At 68.9% G+C, this 26,275-nt stretch carries 23 protein-coding genes and 1 tRNA gene; 12 read left to right on the top strand and 12 right to left on the bottom strand.

Annotated elements, in window-relative coordinates; all coding sequences use genetic code 11:
- The first annotated feature begins 12 nt into the window (after positions 1 to 12).
- Positions 13 to 2,283 carry a malate synthase G gene (locus ACYU7G_RS16235; RefSeq protein WP_461109755.1) on the top strand — a complete coding sequence of 757 codons (2,271 nt, stop codon included), beginning with the start codon at positions 13 to 15 and terminating at the stop codon, positions 2,281 to 2,283.
- A 6-nt stretch (positions 2,284 to 2,289) separates the two neighbouring features.
- Here ACYU7G_RS16235 and uvrC read toward each other — a convergent pair whose 3' ends face one another.
- Positions 2,290 to 4,242, bottom strand: coding sequence for an excinuclease ABC subunit UvrC (uvrC, locus tag ACYU7G_RS16230; protein ID WP_461109754.1), 1,953 nt, complete (start codon positions 4,240 to 4,242; stop codon positions 2,290 to 2,292).
- Positions 4,243 to 4,487: 245 nt separating this feature from the next.
- Here uvrC and ACYU7G_RS16225 point away from each other — a divergent pair, with 245 nt between their 5' ends.
- Positions 4,488 to 4,829 (top strand): hypothetical protein, encoded by a 342-nt coding sequence (locus ACYU7G_RS16225; protein WP_461109753.1) that lies wholly within the window; start codon positions 4,488 to 4,490, stop codon positions 4,827 to 4,829.
- A gap of 48 nt (positions 4,830 to 4,877) precedes the next feature.
- Positions 4,878 to 5,264: a QcrA and Rieske domain-containing protein gene (locus ACYU7G_RS16220; protein ID WP_461109752.1), complete on the top strand. Its 387-nt coding sequence runs from the start codon at positions 4,878 to 4,880 to the stop codon at positions 5,262 to 5,264.
- A 7-nt stretch (positions 5,265 to 5,271) separates the two neighbouring features.
- Here ACYU7G_RS16220 and uvrA read toward each other — a convergent pair whose 3' ends face one another.
- Positions 5,272 to 8,121, bottom strand: coding sequence for an excinuclease ABC subunit UvrA (gene uvrA, locus ACYU7G_RS16215; protein WP_461110044.1), 2,850 nt, complete (start codon positions 8,119 to 8,121; stop codon positions 5,272 to 5,274).
- A gap of 114 nt (positions 8,122 to 8,235) precedes the next feature.
- Here uvrA and ACYU7G_RS16210 point away from each other — a divergent pair, with 114 nt between their 5' ends.
- The 6 genes from ACYU7G_RS16210 (at position 8,236) to coaE (ending at position 13,593) form a co-directional block, all read left to right on the top strand.
- A complete protein-coding gene (locus tag ACYU7G_RS16210) occupies positions 8,236 to 8,952 on the top strand; it encodes a maleylpyruvate isomerase family mycothiol-dependent enzyme (RefSeq protein WP_461109749.1) in 717 nt (238 codons plus the stop codon).
- A gap of 71 nt (positions 8,953 to 9,023) precedes the next feature.
- A complete protein-coding gene (locus ACYU7G_RS16205; protein ID WP_461109747.1) occupies positions 9,024 to 9,794 on the top strand; it encodes an LppU/SCO3897 family protein in 771 nt (256 codons plus the stop codon).
- Positions 9,795 to 9,876: 82 nt separating this feature from the next.
- Positions 9,877 to 11,946 carry an excinuclease ABC subunit UvrB gene (gene uvrB, locus ACYU7G_RS16200; protein WP_461109745.1) on the top strand — a complete coding sequence of 690 codons (2,070 nt, stop codon included), beginning with the start codon at positions 9,877 to 9,879 and terminating at the stop codon, positions 11,944 to 11,946.
- A gap of 81 nt (positions 11,947 to 12,027) precedes the next feature.
- A complete protein-coding gene (locus ACYU7G_RS16195) occupies positions 12,028 to 12,399 on the top strand; it encodes a helix-turn-helix domain-containing protein (protein WP_461109743.1) in 372 nt (123 codons plus the stop codon).
- Positions 12,400 to 12,476: 77 nt separating this feature from the next.
- A complete protein-coding gene (locus tag ACYU7G_RS16190; protein ID WP_461109741.1) occupies positions 12,477 to 12,632 on the top strand; it encodes a lmo0937 family membrane protein in 156 nt (51 codons plus the stop codon).
- Positions 12,633 to 12,669: 37 nt separating this feature from the next.
- Positions 12,670 to 13,593: a dephospho-CoA kinase gene (gene coaE, locus ACYU7G_RS16185; protein ID WP_461109739.1), complete on the top strand. Its 924-nt coding sequence runs from the start codon at positions 12,670 to 12,672 to the stop codon at positions 13,591 to 13,593.
- Between the two features lie 69 nt (positions 13,594 to 13,662).
- On the opposite strand, the gene rpsA is transcribed toward coaE, so the two are convergent.
- On the bottom strand, positions 13,663 to 15,111 hold the full coding sequence (gene rpsA / locus ACYU7G_RS16180) for a 30S ribosomal protein S1 (protein ID WP_461109737.1): 1,449 nt from the start codon (positions 15,109 to 15,111) through the stop codon (positions 13,663 to 13,665).
- A 197-nt stretch (positions 15,112 to 15,308) separates the two neighbouring features.
- Here rpsA and ACYU7G_RS16175 point away from each other — a divergent pair, with 197 nt between their 5' ends.
- A complete protein-coding gene (locus ACYU7G_RS16175) occupies positions 15,309 to 16,058 on the top strand; it encodes a class F sortase (protein ID WP_461109735.1) in 750 nt (249 codons plus the stop codon).
- A 13-nt stretch (positions 16,059 to 16,071) separates the two neighbouring features.
- Here ACYU7G_RS16175 and polA read toward each other — a convergent pair whose 3' ends face one another.
- Complete coding sequence (gene polA / locus ACYU7G_RS16170) at positions 16,072 to 18,747, bottom strand: DNA polymerase I (protein WP_461109733.1); 2,676 nt, start codon at positions 18,745 to 18,747, stop codon at positions 16,072 to 16,074.
- Positions 18,748 to 18,770: 23 nt separating this feature from the next.
- On the opposite strand from polA, the gene ACYU7G_RS16165 reads away from it, so the two are divergent.
- Entirely contained in the window at positions 18,771 to 19,175 is a 405-nt protein-coding gene (locus ACYU7G_RS16165; RefSeq protein ID WP_461109731.1) for a PaaI family thioesterase, read from the top strand.
- Here the strand turns inward: ACYU7G_RS16165 and ACYU7G_RS16160 are convergent, their stop codons facing one another.
- From ACYU7G_RS16160 to ACYU7G_RS16150, 3 genes are all read right to left on the bottom strand, one after another.
- Positions 19,176 to 19,598, bottom strand: a complete 423-nt coding sequence (locus tag ACYU7G_RS16160) for a hypothetical protein (RefSeq protein WP_461109729.1) — start codon at positions 19,596 to 19,598, stop codon at positions 19,176 to 19,178.
- Positions 19,599 to 19,600: 2 nt separating this feature from the next.
- On the bottom strand, positions 19,601 to 20,785 hold the full coding sequence (locus ACYU7G_RS16155; RefSeq protein ID WP_461109727.1) for a C39 family peptidase: 1,185 nt from the start codon (positions 20,783 to 20,785) through the stop codon (positions 19,601 to 19,603).
- Positions 20,786 to 20,931: 146 nt separating this feature from the next.
- The gene (locus ACYU7G_RS16150) at positions 20,932 to 21,519 is read right to left on the bottom strand and encodes an ANTAR domain-containing response regulator (protein WP_461109725.1); all 588 of its coding nucleotides are present in this window, start codon (positions 21,517 to 21,519) and stop codon (positions 20,932 to 20,934) included.
- Positions 21,520 to 21,644: 125 nt separating this feature from the next.
- On the opposite strand from ACYU7G_RS16150, the gene ACYU7G_RS16145 reads away from it, so the two are divergent.
- Positions 21,645 to 21,727, top strand: a tRNA-Leu gene (locus tag ACYU7G_RS16145).
- Between the two features lie 74 nt (positions 21,728 to 21,801).
- On the opposite strand, the gene pyk is transcribed toward ACYU7G_RS16145, so the two are convergent.
- The 5 genes from pyk to ACYU7G_RS16120 all read right to left on the bottom strand — a co-directional run bounded on the left by pyk (position 21,802) and on the right by ACYU7G_RS16120 (position 26,202).
- Positions 21,802 to 23,235, bottom strand: coding sequence for a pyruvate kinase (gene pyk, locus ACYU7G_RS16140; protein ID WP_461109723.1), 1,434 nt, complete (start codon positions 23,233 to 23,235; stop codon positions 21,802 to 21,804).
- Positions 23,236 to 23,289: 54 nt separating this feature from the next.
- Entirely contained in the window at positions 23,290 to 24,213 is a 924-nt protein-coding gene (locus ACYU7G_RS16135; RefSeq protein ID WP_461109721.1) for an RluA family pseudouridine synthase, read from the bottom strand.
- Entirely contained in the window at positions 24,210 to 24,773 is a 564-nt protein-coding gene (gene lspA, locus ACYU7G_RS16130) for a signal peptidase II (RefSeq protein ID WP_461109719.1), read from the bottom strand. Before lspA ends, ACYU7G_RS16135 begins: the two co-directional genes overlap by 4 nt.
- On the bottom strand, positions 24,746 to 25,165 hold the full coding sequence (locus ACYU7G_RS16125) for a TraR/DksA family transcriptional regulator (RefSeq protein WP_461109717.1): 420 nt from the start codon (positions 25,163 to 25,165) through the stop codon (positions 24,746 to 24,748). The genes lspA and ACYU7G_RS16125 overlap by 28 nt, the downstream gene beginning before the upstream one ends.
- Before the next feature lie 116 nt (positions 25,166 to 25,281).
- A complete protein-coding gene (locus tag ACYU7G_RS16120; protein WP_461109715.1) occupies positions 25,282 to 26,202 on the bottom strand; it encodes a DivIVA domain-containing protein in 921 nt (306 codons plus the stop codon).
- Positions 26,203 to 26,275 lie beyond the last annotated feature (73 nt).

The following is a 26,275-nucleotide window of genomic DNA, read 5'->3' as shown; positions in this document are numbered from 1 at the left end:
GAAGATTCCGAGATGACCACCACGATCCAGGCACCCACCCGGCAGGCCGTCCCCACCCACACCCGCATCGGCGAGTTGCAGGTGGACCGAGCCCTCGTCGAGTTCATCGACCACGACGCCCTCCTGCGCACCGGCGTGGACCGGGACACGTTCTGGGCGGGCTTCGTGAAGGTCTTCGCGGAGTTCTCCGACCGCAACCGGGCGCTCCTCGCCGAGCGGGAGCGGCTGCAGCGGGCCATCGACGAGTACCACCGCAGCCGCCCCGGCACCCCGGACCCCGAGCACTACGAACGGTTCCTGCGGGAGATCGGCTACCTCCACCGCGAGCCCGCCGAGGTCCGCGCCCGCACCGCCAGGGTGGACGCCGAGATCGCCGAGATCGCCGGCCCGCAGCTGGTGGTCCCGGTCACCAACCGGCGGTTCGCGATCAACGCCGCCAACGCCCGTTGGGGATCCCTCTACGACGCGCTCTACGGCACCGACGCCATCGGCGACGACGACGGCGCGGCCGCGGGCCGGGGCTACAACCCGGTCCGGGGCGAGCGGGTCATCCGGTGGGCCAGGGAGTTCCTGGACCGTGCCGTCCCGCTCAGCTCCGGCTCCCACAGCGACGTCATGGTCTACGAGGCCGGGCAGCGGCTGCGGGCCAAGCTCACCTCGGGCGAGGTCGTCGGCCTGGCCGACGAGGGCTGCTACGCCGGCTACCGCGGCGAGGCCGGCTCCCCCAGCCACATCCTGCTGCGCCACCACGGCCTGCACATCGAGCTGCGCATCGACCCGGCCGGGGCGATCGGGGCCACGGACCTGGCCGGCATCGACGACGTCGTCCTCGAGTCCGCCGTCACCGCGATCATGGACTTCGAGGACTCCGTCGCCGCCGTCGACGGCCCGGACAAGGTGGTCGGGTACCGCAACTGGCTGCGGCTCAACGACGGCATCGCCGCCCAGACGATGACCAAGGGCAGCCGGTGCTTCACCCGCACCCTTGACCCGGACAGGTTCCACACCGCCCCCGACGGCGGGGAGGTCCGCCTGCACGGCAGGGCGCTGATGCTGTGCCGCACCGTCGGGCACCTGATGACCACGCCCGCCGTCCTGGACGCCGAGGGCAACGAACTGCCCGAGGGGATCCTCGACGCGATCGTCACGGCGTTGTGCGCGATGCCCGGCCTGTACGCCCGCAACGAGCGCCTCAACTCGCGGGCGGGTTCCATCTACATCGTCAAGCCCAAGCAGCACGGACCGGCCGAGGTGGCCTTCACCACCCAACTGTTCGCCGCCGTCGAGGACGCGCTGGGCCTGCCGCACAACACCATCAAGATGGGGATCATGGACGAGGAGCGCCGCACCACGGTCAACCTCGCGGCCTGCATCGCCGAGGCCCCCGCCCGGATCATCTTCATCAACACCGGTTTCCTGGACCGCACCGGGGACGAGATCCACACCTCCATGGAGGCCGGGCCGATGATCCGCAAGGCCGAGATGAGGCAGGCCACCTGGATGGGGGCCTACGAGGACTGGAACGTCGACGTCGGGCTCACCTGCGGACTGCCTGGGCACGCCCAGATCGGCAAGGGGATGTGGGCCATGACCGAGCAGATGGCGGACATGCTGGAGCAGAAGCTGGGGCACCCGCAGGCCGGGGCCAACACCGCCTGGGTCCCCTCCCCCACGGCCGCGACGCTGCACGCCACTCACTACCACCTGACCGATGTCCGGGGACGGCAGGCCGAGATCGGGCGCGGGGGTCGGCGTGCGGAGCTGTCCCAGCTGCTGGAGATCCCCCTCGCGCCACGCACGGACTGGTCCCAGGAGGAGCGGCGCCGGGAGGTGGACAACTCCTGCCAGTCGATCCTCGGCTACGTCGTGCGTTGGGTCAGCCAGGGCGTCGGCTGCTCGAAGGTCCCCGACATCGACGACGTCGCCCTGATGGAGGACCGGGCCACCTGCCGCATCAGCTCCCAGCTGCTGGCCAACTGGATCCGGCACGGCGTGGTCTCACAGGAATCGGTCGTCGAGTCACTGCGGCGGATGGCGCCGGTCGTCGACGCCCAGAACGGCGGGGACCCGGACTACCTCCCGATGACGCCGGGGCCGGAAGGCTGCTTCGAGGACTCGATAGCCTGGACCGCGGCCAGGGACCTGGTCCTGCAGGGCACGGTCTCCCCGTCGGGCTACACCGAGCCGATCCTGCACGGGGCGCGGCGCCGCTTCAAGGCCCTCCACGAGGAGCAGATCGAGAGCGACGACGAGGAGCCCGGCACCGACCCCGAGGCGGACTGACCCGGCTCAGGTCTCGGTGACCTCTCCGGTGGTGAGGTTGATGGCCTCACCACCGGAGTCCTTCACGGCCGCGTGCACCGCGGCCGCGAGGGTGGGCCCGAAGCCCGGCACCTGGGAGATCTCCTCGACGGTGGCCGCCCGCAGCTTGCGGAGGCTGCCGAAGTAGGTCAGCAGCGCCTTGCGCCGCAGTTCCCCCAGGCCCGGGATGCCGTCCAGCAGGGACGAGACCATGTTCTTGGCCCGGCGGGAGCGGTGGTGGGTGATGGCGAAGCGGTGGGCCTCGTCGCGCAGGCGCTGCAGCAGGTAGAGGCCCTCGCTGGCGCGGGGCATGATCACCGGGTAGTCCTCCCCAGGCACCCAGACCTCCTCGAGCCGTTTGGCCAGCCCGCACAGCGCGATCTCGTCGGCCAGGCCCAGCTCGTCCAGCACCTGCTGTGCCGCGTTGACCTGCGGCAGGCCGCCGTCGACGACGATCAGGGCCGGGGCGTAGGCGAACTTCCGGGGTGCGCCGGTGGTGGGGTCCACCAACAGCGGGCCGCCGTCGTCGCCCTCCAGCGGCTGCGAGCGGCCGCGTTCGTCGAGGAGGCGTCCCAACCGGCGGCGCAGCACCTCGTCCATGGCGGCGATGTCGTTGGACCCCTCGAAGCTCTTGATGATGAAGCGGCGGTACTCGGATTTCTTGGCCAGGCCGTCCTCGAAGACCACCATGGATCCCACCACCTCGGTGCCCATGGTGTGCGAGATGTCGTAGCACTCGATCCGCAGCGGCGGCTCCTCCAGCCGGAGGGCCTCCGCCACCTCCTCCAGTGCGGCGTTGCGGGTGGTGAGGTCCGTGGCCCGCCGGGTCTGGTGCTGCTTCAGCGCCAGCTCCGCGTTCTTCACGACGGTGTCCAGCAGGACGCGCTTGTCGCCCCGCAGCGGCACCCTCACCTCGACGCGTCCGCCGCGGCGCTCGGCGAGGAGTTCCACCAGGGACTCCTCCGCCTCCACCGAGCTGAGGATCTGCGGCGGGATGTCCACGCCCACCTCGTCGTAGAGCTGCAGCAGGAACGGTTCGAGCAGTTCTGTTAGGTCCAGGTCGTCGGCGCGGTCGGCCACCCAGCCCCGCTCGCCGGTGATGCGGCCGCCGTGGACGTGGAACACCTGGACCGCCACCTGCTGGCCGTCGTCGGCGAACCCGACGATGTCCGCCCGGGTGGACTCCTTCAGGACGACGGTGTTGCGCTCCTTGGCCTTGTTGAGGGCGTTCAGGGAGTCGCGCAGGTAGGCGGCGCGCTCGAAGTTCAGGTCTGCCGAGGCCTGGTACATCTCCCGCTCGATCTCGCCGATGATGCCTGCGGTGTTGCCGGCCATGAAGGAGCAGAACTGGTCCACGATCTCGCGGTGCTCGTCGGCGCTCACCCGCCCCACGCAGGGTGCGGCACACTTGCCGATGTCCCCGAGGAGGCACGGCCTGCCCGCGGCCCGCGCGCTCTTGAACACCCCGGCCGTGCAGGAGCGCATCGGGAACACCCGCAGCAGCAGGTCGAGGGTCTCCCGGATGGCCCAGGCCTGGCCGAACGGTCCGAAGTAGCGGGTGCCGCGCCGCTTCGCGCCGCGCCCGACGAACACGCGCGGGTACTCGTCGGCCACCGTCACCGCCAGCCACGGGTAGGACTTGTCGTCGCGGTACTTGACGTTGAAGCGCGGGTCGAACTCCTGGATCCAGGTGTACTCGAGCTGCAGCGCCTCCAACTCGTTGGCGACGACGGTCCACTCCACCTTCGCCGCGGTGCGCACCATGGTCTGGGTGCGGAAGTGCAGGGAGGCCGGGTCCGCGAAGTAGGAGTTGAGGCGTTGGCGCAGGCTCTTGGCCTTGCCGACGTAGATGACGTTGCCGAACGCGTCGAAGAACCGGTAGACCCCCGGGTCCAGTGGGATGGAACCGGGCCGTGGGCGGTAGGTGGACGGGTCAGCCATGCCGTCGATCATAGGCGCGGCCACCGACGGTTCCCGCCCCGGTTCCCGCCGGGGCCGGGAGGTCGGCTGTGGACCGCGCCGGTGTTGGGTTCCCGTTCCATGACCAGCAGAGCCACCCGCACCCTTCGCCAACTGCTCTGCGGGATCGCCGGAATCGCCCTCGCACTGTCCCTGGGTGCCTGCGGCGCCCCGGCCCGTGACCTGCCGGAGCGTCCACCCCTGGCCGACCGGCAGGCGCTCGACCTGTGCGCGCTGGTCTCCTTTGCGCCGCGGTCACGGACGCCGGGATCGGGGAGGCGCTCGGCATCGAGGGACCTGTGGAGGTCCGCACGGGCAACCACGCCGAGTGCATGGTGGGTGACTCCTGGGACCTGAACCTCGCGTTCGGGACCGTGATGCCACCGGCACCCGCTGTCGACGCCGCTGAGACCGAGATCGGCGGCCGCGCCGCACTGTCCGCCGACGAGGGCTGCAGGCTGTGGGTGGACCTCGGCGAGAACCCCGTCCTGGCCGAGCTCGTCGACGGTGGTCGCGACGGCCTGGACTGCTCGGCACTGCCCGCCACCCTCGAGCCCTTGGTCAGCTAGCTGGCGCACTGACGCGCAACCCCTTGTCCCGCGCCCTATGCTCTCCCCATGACCACCCGACGCGAGGTCCTGATCACCGGTGCGGCAATTGCGACTTCGCTGTTGGCCGCCTGCAGCCCAGAGATGGAGCCCGGCCCGACAGGCGGCCCCATCGAGGTCCCGAAGGGCGACGTCCCGGTCGGCGGCGGCGTGGTGCTGGCCGATGCGCGCGTGGTGGTGGTGCAGCCCGAGGAGGGCACCTTCCTGGCCTACTCGGCGCTGTGCACGCACCAGCACTGCATCGTCCGCGAGGTGCGACCCGAAGGCATCCACTGCGCCTGCCACGGCTCGCTGTTCGACACCTCCGACGGCTCACCCATCGAGGGTCCGGCCACCGAGCCGCTGCCCGCCGTCACCGTCGAGGACACCGGTGACATGCTGGTGGTGACCGCCTGAGCGAGGCTCACTGGGCGAGCATCGACCTCAGGAACTCACCCGTCGCCGAACCCTCCACCGCGGCGATGTCCTCCGGCGTGCCCGTGGCCACCACCTGACCACCGCGGGAGCCGCCGTCGGGGCCCATGTCGATGACGTGGTCGGCCGACTTGATGACGTCCAGGTTGTGCTCGATCACCACGACGGTGTTGCCGGTGTCGACGAGCTTCTGCAGCACCAGCAGCAGCTTGCGGATGTCCTCGAAGTGCAGCCCGGTGGTGGGCTCGTCCAGCACGTAGAGGGTGCGGCCGGTGGAGCGCTTCTGTAGTTCCGCGGCCAGCTTGACGCGCTGCGCCTCGCCGCCGGAGAGCGTGGTGGCGGCCTGCCCGAGCCGGACGTAGCCGAGCCCCACCTCGTTCAGCGTCCGCAGGTGGCGGGCGATGGAGTTGATGGAGGCGAAGAACTCCACCCCTTCGCTGATGGACATGTCCAGCACGTCGGAGATGGACTTGCCCTTGTAGTGCACTTCGAGCGTCTCGCGGTTGTAGCGCGCGCCGTGGCAGACCTCGCAGGGGACGTAGACGTCGGGCAGGAAGTTCATCTCGATCTTGATGGTGCCGTCGCCGGTGCAGTTCTCGCAGCGCCCGCCCTTGACGTTGAAGGAGAACCTGCCGGGCAGGTAGCCGCGCACCTTGGCCTCCGGGGTCTGGGAGAACAGTGTGCGGATCTTGTCGAACACGCCGGTGTAGGTGGCGGGGTTGGAGCGCGGGGTGCGGCCGATCGGCGACTGGTCCACCTGGATCACCTTGTCCAGGTGCTCGAGGCCCTTCAGGGAGCGGTGCCGACCGGGGACGGCCTTGGCGGAGTAGATCTGCCGGGCGGCCGCGGTGTAGAGGATGGAGTTCACCAGTGACGACTTCCCGGAGCCGCTGACCCCGGTGACGGCGGTCAGGGTCCCGAGCGGGAACTTCACGTCGATGTTCTTCAGGTTGTGCTCCCGCGCGCCGATCACGGCCACGTGGTTCCCGTTGCCGGGGCGGCGCACCTCGGGCACGGGGATGCTCAGCCGGCCGGCGAGGTAGCCGCCGGTGAGGGACTCCTCGCTGGCCAGGAGGTCCTCGACGGTGCCCTCGACGACGATCCGGCCGCCGTACTCGCCGGCGCCGGGACCGATGTCGACGACGTGGTCCGCGGCCCGCACCGTGTCCTCGTCGTGCTCCACGACGATGAGCGTGTTGCCGAGGTCCCGGAGGCGCTGCAGCGTCTGGATGAGGCGCAGGTTGTCGCGCTGGTGCAGTCCGATGCTGGGCTCGTCGAGCACGTAGAGCACCCCCACCAGGCCGGAGCCGATCTGGGTGGCGAGGCGGATGCGCTGCGCCTCGCCGCCCGACAGGGTGCCGGCCCCGCGCGACAACGTCAGGTAGTCCAGGCCGACGTCGAGCAGGAACCGCAACCGGGCCTGGATCTCCTTCACCACACGGGCGGCGATCTGGGCCTCACGCTCGGTGAGGGTCAGCCCGGTGAGGAAGTCGTTGGCCTCGCCGATCGACATGTCCGAGAGTTCCGCGATGTTCGTGCCGGCCACGGTCACTGCCAGCGTGGCGGGGCGCAGGCGCGCCCCGTGGCATGTGGAGCAGGCGATCTCACGCATGTAGCCGCCCCAGCGCTCGCGGGCGGCGTCGGTCTCCGCCTCACCGTGCCGACGGCGGACGAACGGGAGGATGCCCTCGTACTTCTGGGTGTAGCTGCGGGTACGGCCGAAGCGGTTCCGGTAGGTGACCAGCACGGGGTCCTTGACCCCGTTCAGCAGCAGCTTGATGTGCTTGGCCGGCAGTTCCTCCCAGGGCGTGTGCACACTGAACTTGTGTTCGGCGGCCAGCGAGTCCAGCACGTGCTCGTAGTGGCCGCGCAGGTGGGCAGTGGCCCACGGCGCGATGGCGCCCTCGGCCAGGGTGAGCGTGACGTCGGGAACCACCAGTTCCGGGTCCACCTCGAGGGTGGTGCCCAGGCCCGCACAGGCGGGGCAGGCACCCCAGGGCCCGTTGAAGGAGAACTGGCGGGGCTCCAGTTCCTCGATGGCGACGTCGTGGTCGTTCGGGCAGCCCATCGCCTCGGAGAACCGCTTCTCCCGCTCCGGGTCGTCTGCGGGGAGGTCCACGAACTCGACGCCGACGATCCCGTTGGCAAGCCCGAGCGCCGCCTCGACCGACTCCGTGATGCGCTGCTTGGCGGTGGGCTTCACCACCACCCGGTCCACGATCACGTCGATGTCGTGCTTGATCTTCTTGTTCAGGGCGGGCACCTCGGTGAGCGGGTGCACCTTGCCGTCCACGCGGACGCGGCTGAACCCGTCGGAGCTCAGCTGTCGGAAGAGTTCCTGGTACTCGCCCTTGCGGCCGCGGATGACGGGCGCGAGGATCTGGAACCGGGTGCCCTCCTCCATGCCCAGCAGCCGGTCCACGATCTGCTGGGGGGACTGCTTGCCGATCGGCTCGCCGCACTCGAGGCAGTGCGGGATGCCGATGCGGGCGTACAGGAGGCGCAGGTAGTCGTAGACCTCGGTCACGGTGCCGACGGTGGAGCGCGGGTTGCGGCTGGTCGACTTCTGGTCGATCGAGACCGCCGGGGACAGGCCCTCGATGAAGTCGCAGTCGGGCTTGTCCATCTGCCCCAGGAACTGCCTGGCGTAGGAGGACAGGGACTCGACGTAGCGACGCTGGCCCTCGGCGAAGATGGTGTCGAACGCAAGGGACGACTTGCCGGACCCGCTGAGGCCGGTGAACACCACGAGGGAGTCCCGTGGGATGTCGAGGGAGACGTTCTTGAGGTTGTGCATCCGGGCACCGCGGACTGTCAGCCGTTCGTTCACCCGGCACATCATACGCACTTCCCGAAGCGAATTCGAACATCAGTTCAGTAGCTCCGTCCGCCCGCGCGAGAGTTTTTCCCGTCGTCGATCGCGCGAACGGGACGAGTTGCTAGTGTGTCGCCCATGCCGAGCCCGCTGAGCGTTGGAGACGGCGCACCCGACGAGAGTGTCCTCCAGGCGGTGCGCGAACAGACGCACCTCCTCCTCGGCCGGACCATCAGCTACTCGGAGGAGGACTGGGCCGAGTCCACCCGACTGCCGGGCTGGTCCAGGTCGCACGTGGCAGCCCACCTCGCGGCCAACGCGAGGGACCTGGTGGCCGCCTGCCGGGCGCTCGCCCGGGGCGCCGGACTCGTCGAGCTGCCCAACTCCCCCGCCGCCGAGGCCCACGACCTCGAACTGGGCGCCCTCGACGACGGACTCACCCTCCAGATCGCCCTGGACACCTCCGCCGGCGCCCTGCACGACGCCATGGCCGAACTCGCACCCGGCGACGCGGTCGTGCGCCTGAAGTCCGGTCAGGAGATTCCCGCCCGGTTGATCCCGCTGGTCCGGCTGCACGAGGTCATCCTGCACCAGTTCGACCTGGCCTCCGAGGTGGACGACGTCGTGCTCGAGCCCTCCGTGGCCAACGACCTGCTGGCCTTCCAGGTCTCACGGATGGGGGCCGATTCCCTGCCCCGGGCCCACGTCCTGAGCCACGAGGGCTTCGACACCCGGTTCGGGGACGGCGAGGTACCCCGGGTCACGGGGCCGGCGGCGGACCTCGTGGTCTGGTTGGCGCGAGACGTGGTCTCGCGACGCGTGGGCGGGGCCGTCCCGGCCAGCCCCAGCGACTGACGAGGCGAGTTGGCACCGTCCTCCGATACCCTGCTTGCTCAACCAGATTCTTCGCAGATGGAGTGCCAACAATGACCCAGCCGCCCAACCAGCCCGGCGCCGACGGCCAGAACGACTGGACCGGACCCCAGCCCCAGGGCACCCCCCAGCCGCAGGGAACGCCGAACCCCGGGTACTCCCAGCAGCCCCCGGGCACCCCCAACCCCGGCTACTCCCAACAGCCCCAGGGCGCTTACAACCAGCAGCCCCCGCAGGGCGGCCAACCGGAGTCCTTCGAGCAGCAGGCCGCGTTCGGCGCCGGTGGCCCGCAGGCGTTCCCGGAGAAGAAGTCCGGCGGCCAGAAGGTCAAGAGCATCCTCGGGCTCATCGTCGCCGTCGTCCTGGTGGCCGTGGTCGGCTGGGGCCTGTGGACCAACTACCAGAAGGACGCCGCCCTCGAGGCCGGCAACTGCCTGGTGTTCTCCGGTGAGAGCGACGACGCGGACCACGAGCTGGTCGACTGCGATGACTCCAGCACGTTCTCCTACCTCGTCGCCAAGGTGATCGAGGGCGCAGGCAGCTGCGGAGCCGAGTTCGTCGAGTACGCGGTCGGCACCGAACGTCGCGGCAACACCACCACCAACAAGGTGACCTGCCTGATCGAGAACTTCCACGCGGGCAACTGCTACGCGGAGACCGATGACATCATGACCTTCGGGATCGTGGAGTGCTCGGACCCGAGCGCGTCGTTCAAGATCACCACGGTCGAGGACTCCGCGGACGCCACGTGCGCCGCCGAGGAGCAGCCGTACTCGTTCACCGATCCGGCCCGCACCTACTGCCTGGCGGACCCCGCCGCCTGACCGGACCGACGAAACGCCTTGACAGGGGCGGGATCCAGAGCGGATCCCGTCCCTGTCAGTGCCCGCGCATAGAGTTGTCGGCATGAGACCAGTCGACGAACTCCGACGCCAGGTCGCCCCACTCAAGGTGCAGGCCGATTTCGAGCCGTCGGGTGACCAGCCCACGGCGATCACCGAGCTCGAGAAGCGGATCAACTCCGGGGAGCAGGACGTTGTGCTGCTCGGCGCCACCGGCACGGGCAAGACGGCCACCGTGGCCTGGCTGGCCGAACGGGTGCAGCGCCCCATCCTCGTGATGCAGCCCAACAAGACCCTGGCCGCGCAGTTCGCCAACGAGCTGCGGGAGTTCTTCCCGGACAACGCCGTGGAGTACTTCGTCTCCTACTACGACTACTACCAGCCCGAGGCCTACGTCCCCCAGACCGACACCTACATCGAGAAGGACTCCTCACTGAACGAGGAGGTGGAACGGCTGCGGCACTCGGCCACCAGTTCCCTGCTCACCCGGCGCGACGTCGTGGTGGTGGCCACCGTGTCCGCCATCTACGGCCTCGGCACCCCGCAGGAGTACCTCGAACAACGAGTGACGTTGCGGGTGGGCGACGAGCACGAGCGCTCCGAACTCCTGCGGCACCTCGTGGACATCCAGTACGCCCGCAATGACCTGGCCGGCACCCGCGGCACGTTCCGCGTCCGGGGAGACACCCTGGAGGTCTTCCCGATGTACGAGGAGAACGCCGTGCGGATCGAGTTCTTCGGCGACGAGATCGAGCGGATCTCCACCATGGACGCCCTGACGGGAGAGGTGCTGCACGAGGAGCAGGAGGTCTACGTCTTCCCGGCCACGCACTACTCGGCGGGCTCGGAGCGGATGGAACGTGCCATCGCCGGCATCGAGAAGGAGCTCGCGGAGCGGCTGCAGGACCTGGAGGAACAGGGCAAGCTCCTGGAGGCCCAGCGGCTGCGGATGCGCACCAGCTACGACATCGAGATGATGCGCCAGATCGGGACCTGCTCCGGGATCGAGAACTACTCCCGCCACATCGACGGCCGTGCCCCCGGCTCGGCACCGTCGTGCCTGCTGGACTACTTCCCCGAGGACTTCCTGCTGGTGGTCGACGAGTCCCACGTCACCATCCCGCAGATCGGCGGCATGTACGAGGGCGACGCCTCCCGCAAGCGCACCCTCGTGGAACACGGCTTCCGGCTCCCCAGCGCCCTGGACAACCGGCCGCTGCGCTTCGACGAGTTCGTGGACCGCATCGGGCAGACGGTCTACCTCTCGGCCACACCGGGGCCCTACGAGATGGAACGCTCCGACGGCTTCGTGCAGCAGATCATCCGCCCCACCGGCCTCGTGGACCCGGAGGTGGTGCTGAAGCCCACCAAGGGCCAGATCGATGACCTCATGGCGGAGATCAAGCTCAGGGTGGAACGCAACGAGCGGGTGCTCGTGACCACGCTGACGAAGAAGATGTCCGAGGACCTGACCGACTACCTCATGGACAACGGCATCCGCACCCGGTACCTGCACTCCGAGGTGGACACCCTGCGCCGCATCGAACTGCTGCGCGAGCTGCGCCTGGGCGAGTACGACGTCCTGGTGGGCATCAACCTGCTGCGCGAGGGCCTGGACCTGCCGGAGGTCTCACTGGTCGGCATCCTGGACGCGGACAAGGAGGGCTTCCTGCGCTCCGAGCGCTCCCTGATCCAGACCATCGGCCGCGCCGCCCGAAACGTCGCCGGCCAGGTACACATGTACGCGGACAAGATCACCCCGTCGATGGCCGCCGCCATCGACGAGACCAATCGGCGCCGTGAGATCCAGATGGCCTACAACCTCGAGCACGGCATCGACCCACAACCGTTGCGCAAGCGGATCGCAGACATCACCGACATGCTGGACCGGGAGGACGCGGACACCGAGGAACTCCTCGCGGCCGGCGAGCAGGCGAAGAAGGGCCGCAAGCGCAACGGCGGCCTGGACCCGTCCACCATGGCCACGACGGAGCTGGGGGACCTCATCGAGGACCTCACCAGCCAGATGCACCAGGCCGCGGCGGCACTCCAGTTCGAGACCGCCGCGCGGATCCGCGACGAGGTGGCGGACCTGAAGAAGGAGCTGCGGCAGATGATCGAGGCCAACAAGTAGCCCCGCGACGGACACCCATCCAGCCTGAATTGATTTACGCTAGCCTGACTGCACCTAATTCATGCAGCTCAGGAGGATGCAATGACGATCACCAGGCTTGCCCCCCGCCGCCCACACCGGGCCCCGGGGACGCCCCGTCCCGCGCAGTCCGTTGCCAACGCCCTCACCATCGACCCCGGCGACCCCTCCACCCTTGAGGAGTGGGCCGCCCGCCTGCACGTCAGTTCCAAGACGCTCCAGCGGGATTTCCGACGCGAGTTCGGGGTCCCCTACTCCGAGGTCCGCAACATGCTCCGCCTGCGCGCGGCCACCGTCCTGCTCGACTCGATGTCCGTCACCGAGGTGGCGGCCCGCGTCGGCTACTCGAGCACCTCCTCGTTCGTCCAGGCCTACGTCCGCGCCCGGGGCGTCACGCCCGGCACGGTGCAGCGCCAGCACCGAGACGTCGCTTGAGGAAAATTGCAGGTTCAGCCGAATCGGCCCCTTCCGGGGCATAGTGTGGAGGCGAAGCGACTCGAAAGGAGCCAATCATGGCACGCATTCTCTGGATCGTGTTCGTAGTGATCATCGCCCTCTGGCTGATCGGTTTCATCGCCGATTTCGCAGGTGGCTTGATCCATCTCCTGCTCGTCGTCGCACTGGTGATCCTGGTCATCAACCTGATCACAGGCAGGCGCGCAGTCTGAGGCACACATGCCCGCAGGATCTCGATATCCTGCGGGCATGCCCCGAATCGCACTGACCGGAGGCATCGCCTCCGGCAAGACCCTCGTGTCCGAAGAACTGGCCCGGCTCGGTGCCGTCATCGTCGACTCGGACCTGATCGCGCGCGAGGTGGTGGAGCCCGGAACCCCCGGCCTGGCGCAGGTCCGCGCACGCTTCGGGGGAGGCGTGGTCCGGCACGACGGCTCCCTTGACCGAGCAGCGCTCGGGAAGCTCGTGTTCAGCGACGACGCCGCGCGCGAGGACCTGAACGCCATCGTCCATCCCCTGGTCCGCGCCCGGGCCACCGAACTCGGGGCTGCGGCCGCTCCCGGAGCCGTGGTGGTCAACGTCATCCCCCTGCTCGTGGAGACCGCGCAGGAGAACGACTTCGACGCAGTGGTGGTGGTCGACGTGCCCACCGAGGTCCAGGTGTCCAGACTGATGCACCGCAACAACCTGACCACCGAAGAGGCCCGGGCGAGGCTGCGCGCCCAGGCGCCGCGCACGGATCGCCTCGAGGCCGCCGACTGGGTCATCGACAACTCCGGGGATGAGGCCGCCACCATCGCCCGGGTCCGCCGCCTCTGGGACGGACCTGTCCAGGGACTGCGGCAGCGCGAACTGGCGCGGCGGAACTTCTTCGCGCTCCCCGCAGCAGTGCGAGGTCCCGAGCCCAGCACGGACGTCCGCGCCCTGCGCGCCTTCATCAAGGCCCAACAGTTCGCCACTGGCGACGACGAATTCGACCTAGACAGCCTCGAGGAACTGCTCCCCGGCGCCAGGGTGCTGCGCCACCGCGGCGCCATCGTGGGTGCGGTGGTCGCGGCCCCGGGCGGGGACGGGATCCTCGTCCACGGGCCTTGGATCGTGCCCCGCTTGCGTGAGAGCGCCCGGCCGGTCCTCATCGATGCCGCACTGGCGCAGGCTCCCCACAGGGACTGAGAAGACCGCCGCCCCCTCACCGTGCTGGTGAGGGGGCGGCGGTCTTCTGGCTCTCAGGAGCCGTCGGGATCAGTTCCCGCCGGTCAGCTTCTCGCGCAGGGCCTGCAGGGCCTCGTCGGAGGCCAGCGAACCCTCGCCCGAGTCCTCGACCGCAGCGGAGGAGAAACCGGTGCCGGCCGTGACGGCCGCGTCGCGCTCTGCGGACTCGGCGTCCTCGACCTGCTTCTTGTGGGCCTCCCAACGGGCCTGGGCCTCGGCGTACTGACGCTCCCACGCCTGGCGCTGCTCGTCGTAGCCTTCCTTCCACTCGTTGGTCTCCGGATCGAAGCCCTCGGGGTAGATGTAGTTGCCCTGCTCGTCGTAGCTGGCGGTCATGCCGTACAGCGACGGATCGAAGTCGTCAGCGGCGACGTCGACACCCTCGTTGGCCTGCTTCAGCGACAGGGAGACGCGACGGCGCTCCAGGTCGATGTCGATGACCTTGACCATGACCTCGTCGCCCACGGAGACAACCTGCTCCGGGATCTCGACGTGGCGCTCGGCCAGCTCGGACACGTGGACCAGGCCCTCGATGCCGTCGCCCACGCGGACGAACGCACCGAACGGAACCAGCTTGGTGACCTTGCCGGGCACGATCTGGCCGATCTGGTGCAAACGGGCGAAGGTCTGCCACGGGTCTTCCTGGGTGGCCTTGAGGGACAGGGAGACGCGCTCGCGGTCCATGTCCACCTCGAGCACCTCGACGGTGACGGGCATGCCGACCTCGACGACCTCGTTGGGGTGGTCGATGTGCTTCCAGGACAGCTCCGAGACGTGCACGAGGCCGTCGACGCCACCGAGGTCCACGAAGGCACCGAAGTTGACGATCGAGGACACGACACCCTTGCGGATCTGGCCCTTCTGGAGCTGGGTGAGGAACGTCTGGCGAACCTCGGACTGGGTCTGCTCGAGCCAGGCACGGCGGGACAGCACCACGTTGTTGCGGTTCTTGTCCAGCTCGATGATCTTGGCCTCGAGCTCCATGCCGACGTAGGGCTGGAGGTCACGGACGCGACGCATCTCCACCAGCGAGGCGGGCAGGAAGCCGCGCAGGCCGATGTCGACGATCAGGCCGCCCTTGACGACCTCGATGACGGATCCCGAGACCACGCCGTCCTCTTCCTTGATCTTCTCGATCGTGCCCCAGGCGCGCTCGTACTGCGCACGCTTCTTGGACAGGATCAGACGACCTTCCTTGTCCTCCTTCTGCTGGACAAGCGCCTCGATCTCATCACCGACGTTGACCACGTCGAAGGGATCGACGTCGTGCTTGATGGAGAGTTCCTTGGAAGGGATGACGCCTTCGGTCTTGTAACCGATGTCGAGCAGGACTTCGTCCCTGTCGACCTTGACGACGGTGCCGGACACGATGTCGCCGTCGTTGAAGTACTTGATGGTGGCGTCCACCGCAGCCATAAAGGCTTCTGGGGTGCCAAAGTCGTCGACTGCAACAGTCGAGGCCTCAATGGAGGAGGTCATGTAGGTTGGACTCCGAAAATTTCGTAAGGCGCGTTGTGCCTTGTCGTAGGCGCCAACCGGTGGGAATCCTCAGCAGCCACTTACAACGCGCCAACCCCACTCCGTCCGAGGGTGGGCAGGTCACAGCGCCCCATAAGCCTAGCCCCGAGGGCAAGCCCGGTCAAACGGTGTCCCTGGCGCCCGGTACCCTTGGGCGTGTGACTGATTCCATTGTGGCAGAGGATTCCGGAACCTCCCCCCGTCGGCGGTGGATTGCGATCGCACTGGTGGTGGCGCTCGTCGTCGCGGTGACCGCTTGGCTGGTGACCCGCCCCTCGGAACCGACCGTGGGTCCACCGCCCTCCCCCACTCCCGTCAGCCAGTCGCCCTCGGAACCCGTCGACGCCTCGCCGAGCGGCAGCCCCTCGGCGACCCCGGCGCCGTCGACCACCCCGGCGGCCGATGCGTACGCGACCTGCGACCCGATCGACTCCGAGGGCTTCGTGCCCGACACCTTCCAGATGGAGAACCCGGAGGCCGACGAGCAGATCCTGAGTCTCGGGCTCGACGCCCAGGGCAACATCGCTGCCCCTCCGAAGGACCTGCCGCGCACCGCATCGTGGTGGAACCAGGGTCCCCGCCCGGGATCGGACGTCGGCAAGGTGGTCATGTCCATCCACACCTATCGCAGCGGTGGCGCACTCGGCAACGAGATGTACAGCGACGCCGGGCCCAACCTGGTGCCGGGCGACCTGATCAAACTGCAGGGCGCCGACGGCCGCACCGCCTGCTACGAGTTCGTCGAGGCCACCAAGATCTGGGTGGACGAGTACGACGTGAACTCGGACGTGATGGTGGACTTCACGGGTGACCCGCTGCTCACGATCGTCATCTGCTGGGACTTCAACCGGGACACCGAGGACTGGGACTCCCGCGTCCTGTTCTACGCGGCGCCGGTCAACCTCTGAGCCGGCACCGGCGTCAGTGAGCCGCCTCGAACCAGGACTGGCCCACCCCGACCGAGACCTCCAGCGGGACGCTGAGGTCCATGGCCCCGGCCATGTTGGCGCTCACCAGTTCCGCGACGGTCTCCTGCTCGCCCGGCGCCACCTCCAGCACCAGTTCGTCGTGCACCTGGAGCAGCATCCGGCTGTTCAGCCGGGCCTCGTCGAGGGCGCGGCCGACGTTGATCATGGCCACCTTGATGATGTCCGCCGCGGTGCCCTGGATGGGTGAGTTGAGGGCCGCACGCTCCGCCATCTCGCGGCGCTGCCGGTTGCTGGAGGTCAGGTCCGGCAGGTAGCGGCGACGCCCCAGCATCGTCGCGGTGTAGCCCCGGGTGCGGGCCTCGGAAACCACGTCGGCGAGGTAGTCCTGGACGCCGCCGACACGGGCGAAGTAGTCATCCATCAGCTCCTTCGCCTCACCCACAGAGATCTTGAGCTGCTTCGACAGCCCGAACGCGCTCAGCCCGTAGGCGAGGCCGTAGTTCATGGCCTTGATCTTCGCGCGCATCTCCACGTCCACCTCGTCACCGGCGACGTTGAAGACCTTGGCCGCCATCTCGTTGTGGAAGTCCCGACCGGAGCGGAAGGCGTCCCCGAGCCCCTCGTCCTCGCTGAGGTGGGCCATGATCCGCATCTCGATCTGGGAGTAGTCGGCCGTCATGAGGGACTCGTAACCGCTGCCGGGGACGAAGGCGCTGCGGATCTTGCGTCCGAGCGCGGTGCGGATGGGGATGTTCTGCAGGTTGGGGTCCGTCGAGGACAGGCGTCCGGTGGCGGCGATGGTCTGAACGTAGTTGGTGTGGATCCGGCCGTCGGGCTGCACCGCGGCCAGGAGTCCGTCCACGGTCTGGCGCAGCCGGATGCGGTCCCGGTGCTCCAGCAGGTGCCCCAGGAACGGGTGCTCGGTCTTCGCGAACAGCCCTTCCAACGCGTCGGCGTCGGTGGTGTAGCCGGACTTGGTCTTGCGGGTCTTCGGCATCCCGAGCTCTTCGAACAGCACGGTCTGGAGTTGCTTCGGGGAGCCGAGGTTCACCTCGTGGCCCAGGACGTCGAAGGCCGCGGCCTGCGCCTGGGCCACGGCGGAGTCGAACTCCGCGCGCAGGCTCTCCAGCCGCTCCACGTCCACCGCCACGCCGGTGCGTTCCGCGACGGCCAGGGTGCGCTGCAGGGGCAGTTCCACGTCGGTGAGCAGGTCCTCGGCATCCCGCTCGGCCAGTTGCGCCTGCAGCGCGTCGGCCAGGTCCAGCACGACTCGGGCCCGCAGCATGGCATCCCCTGCGGCCTCGTCCGCGTCGTCCTCGAATTCGAAGCTCAACTGCGCGTCGTCGGAGCCGGACTTCTCGGCGGCCAGCTCGCGCTTTAGGTGGCGCAGGACCAGGTCCGCCAGGTCGAAGGTGCGCTGGTCGGGGCGCAGCAGGTAGGCGGCGAGCAGGGTGTCGAACCCGACCCCGCGGAGGTCCCAGCCCCGGGCCCACACCGCCAGGGTCGGCCCCTTGGCCTCGTGGATGACCTTCCGGGGCGTCTCGTCGGCCAGCCACTGCGCGAGGGCGTCGTCGTCCTCGGGGGTCAGGGCCGCGACGTCGAGGTACGCGCCGGCGCCATCGGCACCCGCGAGCGCGATGCCGCCCAGGTCACCGGTGCCGGCCCCCCAGTGCCCGACGAAGTGGACGCCGGTGCGCTCCTGTGCGTGCGCGGCGAGCCAGGCCGAGACCTCCCCGGCGGCGAGGACCTCGCCCTCGACCTCGAAGCCCTCTTCCGAGACGGGCTCGCTCGGCGCGAGTTCGAGCAGCCGCTCGCGCAGCACCCGGAACTCGAGTGCGTCGAAGAGCTCGTGGACGCGTTCGCGGTCCCAGTCGACGCGCTCGGTGTCCTTGGGAGCCAGGGGCAGTTCCAGGTCCCGCACCAGCGCGTTGAGGCGACGGTTGCGGCGGACGTCCTCGATGTGGGCGCGGAAGGACTCCCCGGCCTTGCCCTTGATCTGTTCGGCGCGCACGAAGATGTTCTCGAGCCCGTCGAACTCGCGGATCCACTTGGCGGCGGTCTTGGGCCCCACCCCGGGCACCCCCGGCAGGTTGTCGCTGGTCTCCCCCACCAGGGCCGCGAGCTCGGGGTAGCTGGCCGGCGGTACGAGGTACTTCTCCTCCACGGCCTCGGGCGTCATCCGGGCGAGGTCCGAGACTCCCTTGCGGGGGTACAGGACGGTGACGTTCTCGTTGACGAGCTGCATCGCGTCCCGGTCCCCGGTGCAGATGAACACGTCGAAGCCATCGGCAGCGGCCCGGGTGGACAGCGTGGCGATGATGTCGTCGGCCTCGAACCCCTCCTTCTCCAGGAAGGGGATGTTGAGGGCCCCCAGCACGTCCTTGATCAGGTTGACCTGGCCCTTGAACTCGTCGGGTGAGGCCGAGCGGTTCGCCTTGTACTCCGGGTAGCTCTCGGTGCGGAACGAGTGCCGGGAGACGTCGAAGGCCACGACGAGGTGGGTGGGCTGCTCGTCGCGCAGCACATTGATCAACATCGAGGTGAAGCCGAACACCGCATTGGTGTGCTGCCCCGTCTGGGTGGCGAAGTTGTCCACCGGGAGGGCGAAGAAGGCGCGGTAGGCCACGGAGTGGCCGTCGATCAGGAGCAGGCGGGGCTTGTCAGTCACGGCGTCGACTCTACAGTTGGCCCATGACAACTGCTGCCATCCCCGACTGGGCCCGTGCCCTCTCCTCGGAACTGCACGACGCCATGGGCATCGAGATCACGCACCTGGCCGCGGACCGGGTGGTGGGCACGATGCCCGTGGAGGGCAACCGCCAGCCGATGGGGCTCCTGCACGGCGGCGCCTCCGCGGTGCTGGTGGAGGGGCTCGCCTCGATGGGTGCGGTGGCGCACGCCCGCGAGTCCGGCAAGGGCGCCGTCGGGGTGGACCTGAACATCACCCACATCCGCTCGGCGCGCAGCGGGAGGGTCACGGGGGTGGCCACGCCGGTGCACCTCGGCTCCCGGATCGCGGTCTACGAGGTCGAGATCACCGACGACGAGGGCCGCCGCACCGCGCTGGGCAGGATCACCTGCCAGCTCGTCGACTGATCACCCCAGCCCCGTGCCGGCCGGCCCGGACCACGTGGCATCGCCCGCGACCCAGACGATCCTGGGACCGGTCGGCCCACCGACCGGGACCGCCCACGCGAGGCGCTCCGGGCTGCCGTCGAACGACAGGTAGGGCTCCCCCAACACCTCCGCGGGCCCGGTCTCCCGCATGGCACGATTGGCGACCACGCCGGGGTCCAGCCAGGCGGCGGCGCAGGTGGGCGTCCCGAACCCGGCGGTCCTGCGGTGTGCGAGGTCGGGCAGCAGTTCCACGAACCCGGTGATGCGGGCCCCGTCCACCAAGGGCACGAACCAACCCGTCTGCTCCCCCGCGGCGTCCCTGATCGGCAGCGGCTCGCCCAGCAGGGCCGGGGTGTCGGTGAACTCCCCGGCCCTGGCACGGGCCTCGGCTGCGGTGGCCATGACTAGATTGTGGCAACCCGGGCCGTGTAGGCGTACTGGTAGACCTGCGTTGCGAAGTTCTCCCAGCGGGTGATAACCCCGGCGTTCGGGGGCCAGGGGTCGTAGACCAGCAGCCCCTGGAACCGGCGGCGCGAGAGGATCGGGATCAGGTTCTCGGTGTAGCCCGCCACCGTGCGGGAGTGTCCGGGAACGAAGCTGATCAGCGGCCGGTTGGCGCGGATCTCGTTGCGGAAGGTCGCGAAGCCCGGGTTCACCACCATCGTGGTGTCCAGCGCGTCGCCGGTCAGCGCCTCGATCGCGGTCACGACGTCGCCCACCCTGGAGTAGGGCAACCCGTTCGGGTGCGCGTGCGTGCCGAGTCCCAGCTCCTCGGCGAGGCGGGCCTGGGTGTACTCGTAGCGGTAGAAGTCCAGCAGCATCTGGCTGCTGGCGGCCACGCACCAGACGTTGGTCTCCTGGCCGCGCAACTCGTAGCAGGGCGTGTGGTGGCTGGAGCGCAGTGAGTAGCGGAGCTCGCGGGTGTCCACGAGCCGGATGACGATGATCTCCCACCAACGCTCCGGTTCGATCCGCCACGGGATCAGCCCGAACTCGTGCATGTGGTCCCGGAGCTCCTTGATGGCGGCGAGACGCTCGTTGAACCGCTCGGAGCGGTTGCGCCGCTGCTCGTCGCCGAGCTCCCGGCGCAGGCTCCAGCGCTCGAAGTCCCCTGGTTCCAGGGGCTTGTGCTCGCCCTTGTCCGCAGGCGGCACGGGCTCCCACGTGAAGAGCTCCAGCATCGCCACCTCCTCCCCCTTGCGGAGGAACTGGACCGCGAGCTTCGGGTAGCTGTATGCGACGAAGCGGAGTTCGTCGAAGTCGTCGCAGCCGATGCCGCGCTCGATGCCGTGCTGCCGGGCCTCGCCCAGCAGGGCCTTCGGCTGCCACGTCTGGCCGTCCCCGTAGGCCAGTAGCAGGTCTCCGAGCACTTCGTCGGCGGCGATGTCCACGGCACCCACGTCGACGCGTCCGCGCACCATCGCGAACCGGTAGAACAGCACCTCGCCGTCGATGTCATGGATGGCCGTGGCCTCCTCGACGACTTCCGCCTCGGCCAGCTGCTCCTTCGGGAACACGCCGGTCAGCGCCAACGCATTCATCTCCACGCCCGCGACCATGCGGGCGGTCTTCGGATCGATCGGGGCCATGATGGCCACCTCCTGGATTTCGTGGGCGGGTCCCCCACCCGCCCCTCACCGGTGAAGAGGGCCCCGGCGGCACCCCGATACACCGGGAACGCGAACACCCCGCCGCAGCGGCTGCTGCGACGGGGTGTTTCCGGAAACTCTCCGGGCTACTTCTTGCGGTGGCTGATGACGCCCTCGGCGACCTCACGCATGGACTTGCGCAGGTCCATGGCCGTCTTCTGGATCCAGCGGAACGCCTCCGGCTCCGTCAGGTCCAGGCTCTCCTGGAGGATGCCCTTGGCCTGGTCGATGATCTTGCGGGACTCGAACCGGTCCTCGAGCGAGGCGAGCTCGTCCTCGATGGCCTTGATCTCGGCGAAGCGGCCCATGGCGATCTCGATGGCGGGCACGACGTCGGAGGCGTCGAACGGCTTCACCACGTAGGCCATGGCCCCGGCGTCGCGGGCGCGCTCCACGAGGTCACGCTGGCTGAACGCCGTGAGCATGACGATGGGGGCGATGCGCTCCTCCGCGATGATCTCGGCCGCGGTGATGCCGTCCATCTTGGGCATCTTCACGTCCATGATCACAAGGTCTGGTTCCAGTTCTCGGGCCAGCTTGACGGCCTCCTCGCCGTCGGCCGCCTGGCCGATGACCTCGAAACCCTCGTCGGTCAGCAGTTCCACGAGGTCCAGGCGGATCAGCGCCTCGTCCTCAGCAACGAGAACCTTCCTCGGGCTCTTCTCGTCCGGCATGAATCGCCTCATCCTTCAATTCGTTCAAGTGGGGGACGTGCACGTGAGTGCAACTTCACAATACTAGCGCGTCAGGCCCCGTGGGAGCACTCCGCTGCAGTTGTGGCACAATGTTCAGCGCACCGGCCCGGGTGGCGGAATGGTATACGCGGACGGCTCAAACCCGTCTGGCCGCAAGGCCTTGGGGGTTCGAATCCCCTCCTGGGTACGTGTTTCACGAGAAAAGGCTGGGGCTGCCCGAACGGGCGGCCCCAGCCTTCTCCGTGCTGGTCGCGGGTTGCGTCAGGAGTCGACGCCGGCGCCGGCTTCCTTGACCTTGTGGACACGCAGGTTGTTCGTCTTGCCCGGAACCCCCATCGGGGACCCGGAAAGGATCACGATGCGCTCACCGATCTCGATGAGGCCCTCCTCGCGCAGGTAGCGGTCGACGCGGGCCACCATGTCCTCCTGGTTGTCGAAGTCCTCGGTCACCAGGGTGTTGACGCCCCAGGAGAGGGTCATCTGCTGACGGGTGGTGGTCTCCGGGGAGAACACCAGCAGCGGGATGGACGGGCGCAGCCGCGAGAGCCGTCGAGCGGTGTCACCGGACTTGGTGAAGGCCACCAGGTAGCGGGCATCGACGCGCTCGGCCACCTCGACGGCCGCCTTGGCGAGGACGCCACCGGTGGTGTGCGGGTCCCACTCGATCTCGTGGATCTCCTCGTGGCCCTCGCTCTCGGCGTACTCGACGATCTTGGCCATGGTGGCCACGGTCTCGATCGGGTAGTCGCCGACGGAGGTCTCGCCCGAGAGCATGACCGCATCGGTGCCGTCGAGGATGGCGTTGGCGACGTCGGAGGCCTCGGCGCGCGTGGGGCGCGGCGAGGAGATCATCGACTCGAGCATCTGGGTGGCGACGATCACGGGCTTGGCCCACTTGCGGGCTGCGCGGATGATGCGCTTCTGCGCCAGCGGCACGTCCTCGAGGGGCAGTTCCACACCGAGGTCACCACGGGCGACCATGAACGCGTCGAAGGCGTCGATGATGGCCTGCAGGTTGGTGATGGCCTGTGGCTTCTCCAGCTTGGCGATCACCGGCAGGCGGCGACCCTCCTCGTCCATGATCTCGTGGACGCGCTTGATGTCCTCACCGGTGCGGACGAACGACAGGGCGATCATGTCGATGTCCTGGGCCAGCGCCCAGCGCAGGTCCGCCTCGTCCTTCTCGCTCAGCGCGGGGACGGAGACGGCGACTCCGGGCAGGTTGATGCCCTTGTTGTTGGAGACGGGACCGGGGACGGTGACCTCGCACACGACGTCGGTGGCAGTGACCTCGACGGCCTTCAGGCCGACCTTGCCGTCGTCGATGAGGATGTCGTCGCCCACCTGGACGTCGCCGGGCAGTCCCTTGTAGGTGGTGGAGCAGCGCTCCGCGTCACCGTCGATGTCATCGATGGTGATCGTGAAGCGGGAGCCACGCTCGAGGAAGTGCTTCTGGTCTCCGGCGAACCGGCCGAGGCGAATCTTGGGTCCCTGCAGGTCAGCGAGGACACCGACGGTCTTACCGGTGATCTGCGCCGCCTCGCGGACGGCCTTCAGCCGGGTGCCGTGTTCGTTGTAGTCGCCGTGGCTCATGTTCAGACGTGCCACGTTCATACCGGCGTTGACCAGGTCGACCAGACGCTCAGTAGTTTCGGATGAGGGGCCTAGGGTACATACGATCTTTGCTCTGCGCACGACCTCACACTACCGGAACCGAGCCACAACGAAAGTGCGGGGTCCCCTGGGTGATCAGCCCCGCCGGACTTGCGACAGCGCGTCGGCCAGGTCCCGCGGGTACTCGGAGCGGAACGTGACCCGTTCGCCGTTGCGCGGATGGTCGAATGACAGTTCCACCGCATGGAGCCATTGCCGCACCAGGCCGAGCCGTTGCGACAGGGCCGGGTCCGCGCCGTAGAGGGGGTCGCCGCAGCACGGGTGCCCGATGGCGGACATGTGGACGCGGATCTGGTGGGTCCGCCCGGTCTCGAGACCGATCTCCAGGAGGGTCGCCGCCCGGTGCGCCTCAATCGTGTCGTAGTGGGTGGTACTGGCCCGCCCGCCGTCCATCACGGCCATCTTCCACTCGTGGTTCGGGTGCCTCCCGATGGGGGCCTCGATGGTCCCCGTGAAGGGGTCGGGATGGCCCTGGACGAGGGCGTGGTAGGTCTTTTCCACCGTCTTGTCCCGGAACGCCTGCTTCAGCACCGTGTACGCGATCTCGGACTTGGCCAGCACCATCAGGCCACTGGTCCCGACGTCGAGCCGCTGCACCACGCCCTGCCTCTCCGAGGCCCCGGAGGTGGAGATCCGGATGCCGGAGGCCGCCAGGTGCTCCGTCACCGAGGGGCCCTCCCAGCCGAGGCTGGGGTGGGCGGCCACACCCGCGGGCTTGTCCACCACGACGACGTCCGCGTCCTCGTGCACCACGGCCATCCCCTGCGCCACCCTCGGACGCACGACCGGCTGGTCCGGCTTCAGGTCCTCCTCCACGAGCTCGAGGAGTTGGCCCGCCGCCACGCGGACCGAGGGTTTGGAGACGACCCGCCCGTCGAGGCTGACGCCGCCGTCGGCGATCAGGGCCTCGACGCGGCTGCGGCTGTACCCGGAGACCCGAGCGGCGACGGAGTCGATCCGCTCCCCAGCTAGGCCGTCGGGCACCAGGAACACGCTCACGCCGCGCTCTCCCCCGCCTCCGACGCACCGTCGGCATCGGCTTCGTACGGCTCCTCCCGGTGCCGGAAGCTGAGGACGATGATCAGCACGGCCGCGGCGGTGATGCAGATGTCGGCGATGTTGAAGATGGCGAAGTAGGGCAACTGGATGAAGTCGATCACGTGCCCGTACAGCGGCGAAGGCTCCCGCAGCAGCCTGTCGTGGAGGTTCCCGGTGATGCCGGCCAGGAGCAGTCCCAGCGCCACCGCGTGGGACATCCGGCCGATGCGCGGCAGCGCCACCACCAGCGCCGCGACGAACGCCAGGATCGCGAAGATCGAGAGCGCCAGCGTGGACCCGCTGCCCAGCCCGAAGGCGGCTCCGGGGTTGCTGATCAGCGTGAACCGGAGGACGGGTCCGAGGACCTCCACGGGCCGGCCCCACTCGAGGTTGGCCAGCGCTGCGTGCTTGGTCAGTTGGTCCAGGCCCAGACCGAGCAGCCCGATCCCGAGCGCGGTCAGGCGGATGCCGACCCGCGAGGGACCGCTGCGGCTCAGCGCCGCTCCTCGCGCTGCTTGCACGTGACGCAGAGCGTCGCGCGCGGGAACACCTGGAGGCGGCCCTTGCCGATGGGCTCGCCGCAGACCTCACAGAGACCGTACTGGCCCTCGTCGAAGAGGTTCAGCGCGAGCCTGGCCTGGTCCGCCATCTCGCGAGCGTTCTGGGCCAGCGAGAGCTCCTGGTCACGCTCGAAGTTGCTGGAGCCGACGTCACCCGGGTCGCGCCCGGCGCCGTCGGTGCCGCCGCGCAGCAGGTCCGCCAACTCCTCCTCGGTGGCCGCCACCTTGCGGTCCAGGCGGTCGACCTCGTCGACGAGCATCTGGCGCTGCTCGGCAACCTCCTCCTCGGTCCAGGGGTCCTCTCCGGGACGGACGGGGAGCTCTGCGGCAGGGCCTGCATTCTTCGTGGACATGTCTGCTTTCCTAGGTCTGATTGTCCGGTGATGCTACACCCCCGGACCACATTTTCAACCCGGACGCGAACGGGCCGACACCGAATTGGTGCCGGCCCCTTCGCGGTCCTTGTCAGTTACTGGTCGGACCCGTGCGCGAGGGCGTCCAGGCGCGGGGTCTCGGAGTCCTGGCGCTGTGCCAGCTCGGGGATGTCCGCGGGCTCCGGACGCTCCTGGTCCAGGGCACCCAGGTTGCGGGTCAGGAGGCTGCGCAGGTTCTCGCGGTAGCTGCCCTCGAACTCACGCAGGGACGCCACCTTGCCGGTGAGCTCGCCCTGCTCGCGCTCGAGGTCCGCGAAGAGCTCGACGCGACGGGCGTCGGCCTCGGTGTTGACCCGCGCGGCGTTCTCCTCGGCCTCCCGACGCAGCTGCTCCGCGTTGACGCGGGCCTCGGACTCGATGCGCTCCGCCTTGGTGCGGGCGTCGGTGGTGATCTCGTGGGCCTGCTGCTTGGCGTCGGCCAGCTTGCGCTGGGTCTCCTGCTCGGCCTCTTCCACCAGCTGCTCGGCCTGCTCGGTGGCGAGCTGCACCAGGCGGATGACGGCGGGGCTGGCCTCCTCGCGGGTGCCGACGGTGATGTGCTCGGCCTGCCCGGAGATCTCGCTGACACGCTGGGTGCGCAGGTCGTCCAGCTCGGCACGGACGCGGGCGAGCTCGGCGCGGAGCTGCTCGTTCTGGCCGTTGAGCTGCTCCACCTGGGCGTTGTCGGCGGGCTGCTGCAGCGTGGCTGCGTTCAGGCGCTCCACCTCGGCGCGGAGGTTGGCGATCTCACTGTCCTTTGCCGCCAGTTCCTGCGGATCGGCTGAGGGGGCGGCGTCGCCCTGGCCGCCCGCGGACTGGGCCTCACGACGCAGGAGGTCACGCTCGTTCTCGAACTGGCCGAAGGACTCCTCCACCTTGTCGATGAAGTTGTCGACATCAGCGACGTCGTATCCGGTGACGCCGCGACGAGCCATGCGGAACCTGACTCGACGGACCTCTTCCAGGGTGAGACTCATTCTTTTCTCCAACTGTCTGGTAGTGCGGGACCGGGCAGCGAACCGCCCGGCGTCGACGTTCAGGCTACTCCAA

The sequence above is a fragment of the Tessaracoccus terricola genome (assembly GCF_054776555.1).
This window is presented reverse-complemented; position numbering and strand designations above follow the sequence as displayed.

Coding starts and splice junctions, on each gene's coding strand:
- ACYU7G_RS16120 (WP_461109715.1), bottom strand. CDS start 26,202: ATGAGTCTCACCCTGGAAGAGGTCCGTCGAGTCAGGTTCCGCATGGCT.
- ACYU7G_RS16220 (WP_461109752.1), top strand. CDS start 4,878: ATGACCACCCGACGCGAGGTCCTGATCACCGGTGCGGCAATTGCGACT.
- ACYU7G_RS16205 (WP_461109747.1), top strand. CDS start 9,024: ATGACCCAGCCGCCCAACCAGCCCGGCGCCGACGGCCAGAACGACTGG.
- uvrA (WP_461110044.1), bottom strand. CDS start 8,121: ATGTGCCGGGTGAACGAACGGCTGACAGTCCGCGGTGCCCGGATGCAC.
- ACYU7G_RS16190 (WP_461109741.1), top strand. CDS start 12,477: ATGGCACGCATTCTCTGGATCGTGTTCGTAGTGATCATCGCCCTCTGG.
- ACYU7G_RS16235 (WP_461109755.1), top strand. CDS start 13: ATGACCACCACGATCCAGGCACCCACCCGGCAGGCCGTCCCCACCCAC.
- coaE (WP_461109739.1), top strand. CDS start 12,670: ATGCCCCGAATCGCACTGACCGGAGGCATCGCCTCCGGCAAGACCCTC.
- ACYU7G_RS16160 (WP_461109729.1), bottom strand. CDS start 19,598: ATGGCCACCGCAGCCGAGGCCCGTGCCAGGGCCGGGGAGTTCACCGAC.
- uvrC (WP_461109754.1), bottom strand. CDS start 4,242: ATGGCTGACCCGTCCACCTACCGCCCACGGCCCGGTTCCATCCCACTG.
- ACYU7G_RS16125 (WP_461109717.1), bottom strand. CDS start 25,165: ATGTCCACGAAGAATGCAGGCCCTGCCGCAGAGCTCCCCGTCCGTCCC.
- ACYU7G_RS16150 (WP_461109725.1), bottom strand. CDS start 21,519: ATGCCGGACGAGAAGAGCCCGAGGAAGGTTCTCGTTGCTGAGGACGAG.
- ACYU7G_RS16155 (WP_461109727.1), bottom strand. CDS start 20,785: ATGGCCCCGATCGATCCGAAGACCGCCCGCATGGTCGCGGGCGTGGAG.
- ACYU7G_RS16195 (WP_461109743.1), top strand. CDS start 12,028: ATGACGATCACCAGGCTTGCCCCCCGCCGCCCACACCGGGCCCCGGGG.
- uvrB (WP_461109745.1), top strand. CDS start 9,877: ATGAGACCAGTCGACGAACTCCGACGCCAGGTCGCCCCACTCAAGGTG.
- ACYU7G_RS16210 (WP_461109749.1), top strand. CDS start 8,236: ATGCCGAGCCCGCTGAGCGTTGGAGACGGCGCACCCGACGAGAGTGTC.
- rpsA (WP_461109737.1), bottom strand. CDS start 15,111: ATGACCTCCTCCATTGAGGCCTCGACTGTTGCAGTCGACGACTTTGGC.
- ACYU7G_RS16165 (WP_461109731.1), top strand. CDS start 18,771: ATGACAACTGCTGCCATCCCCGACTGGGCCCGTGCCCTCTCCTCGGAA.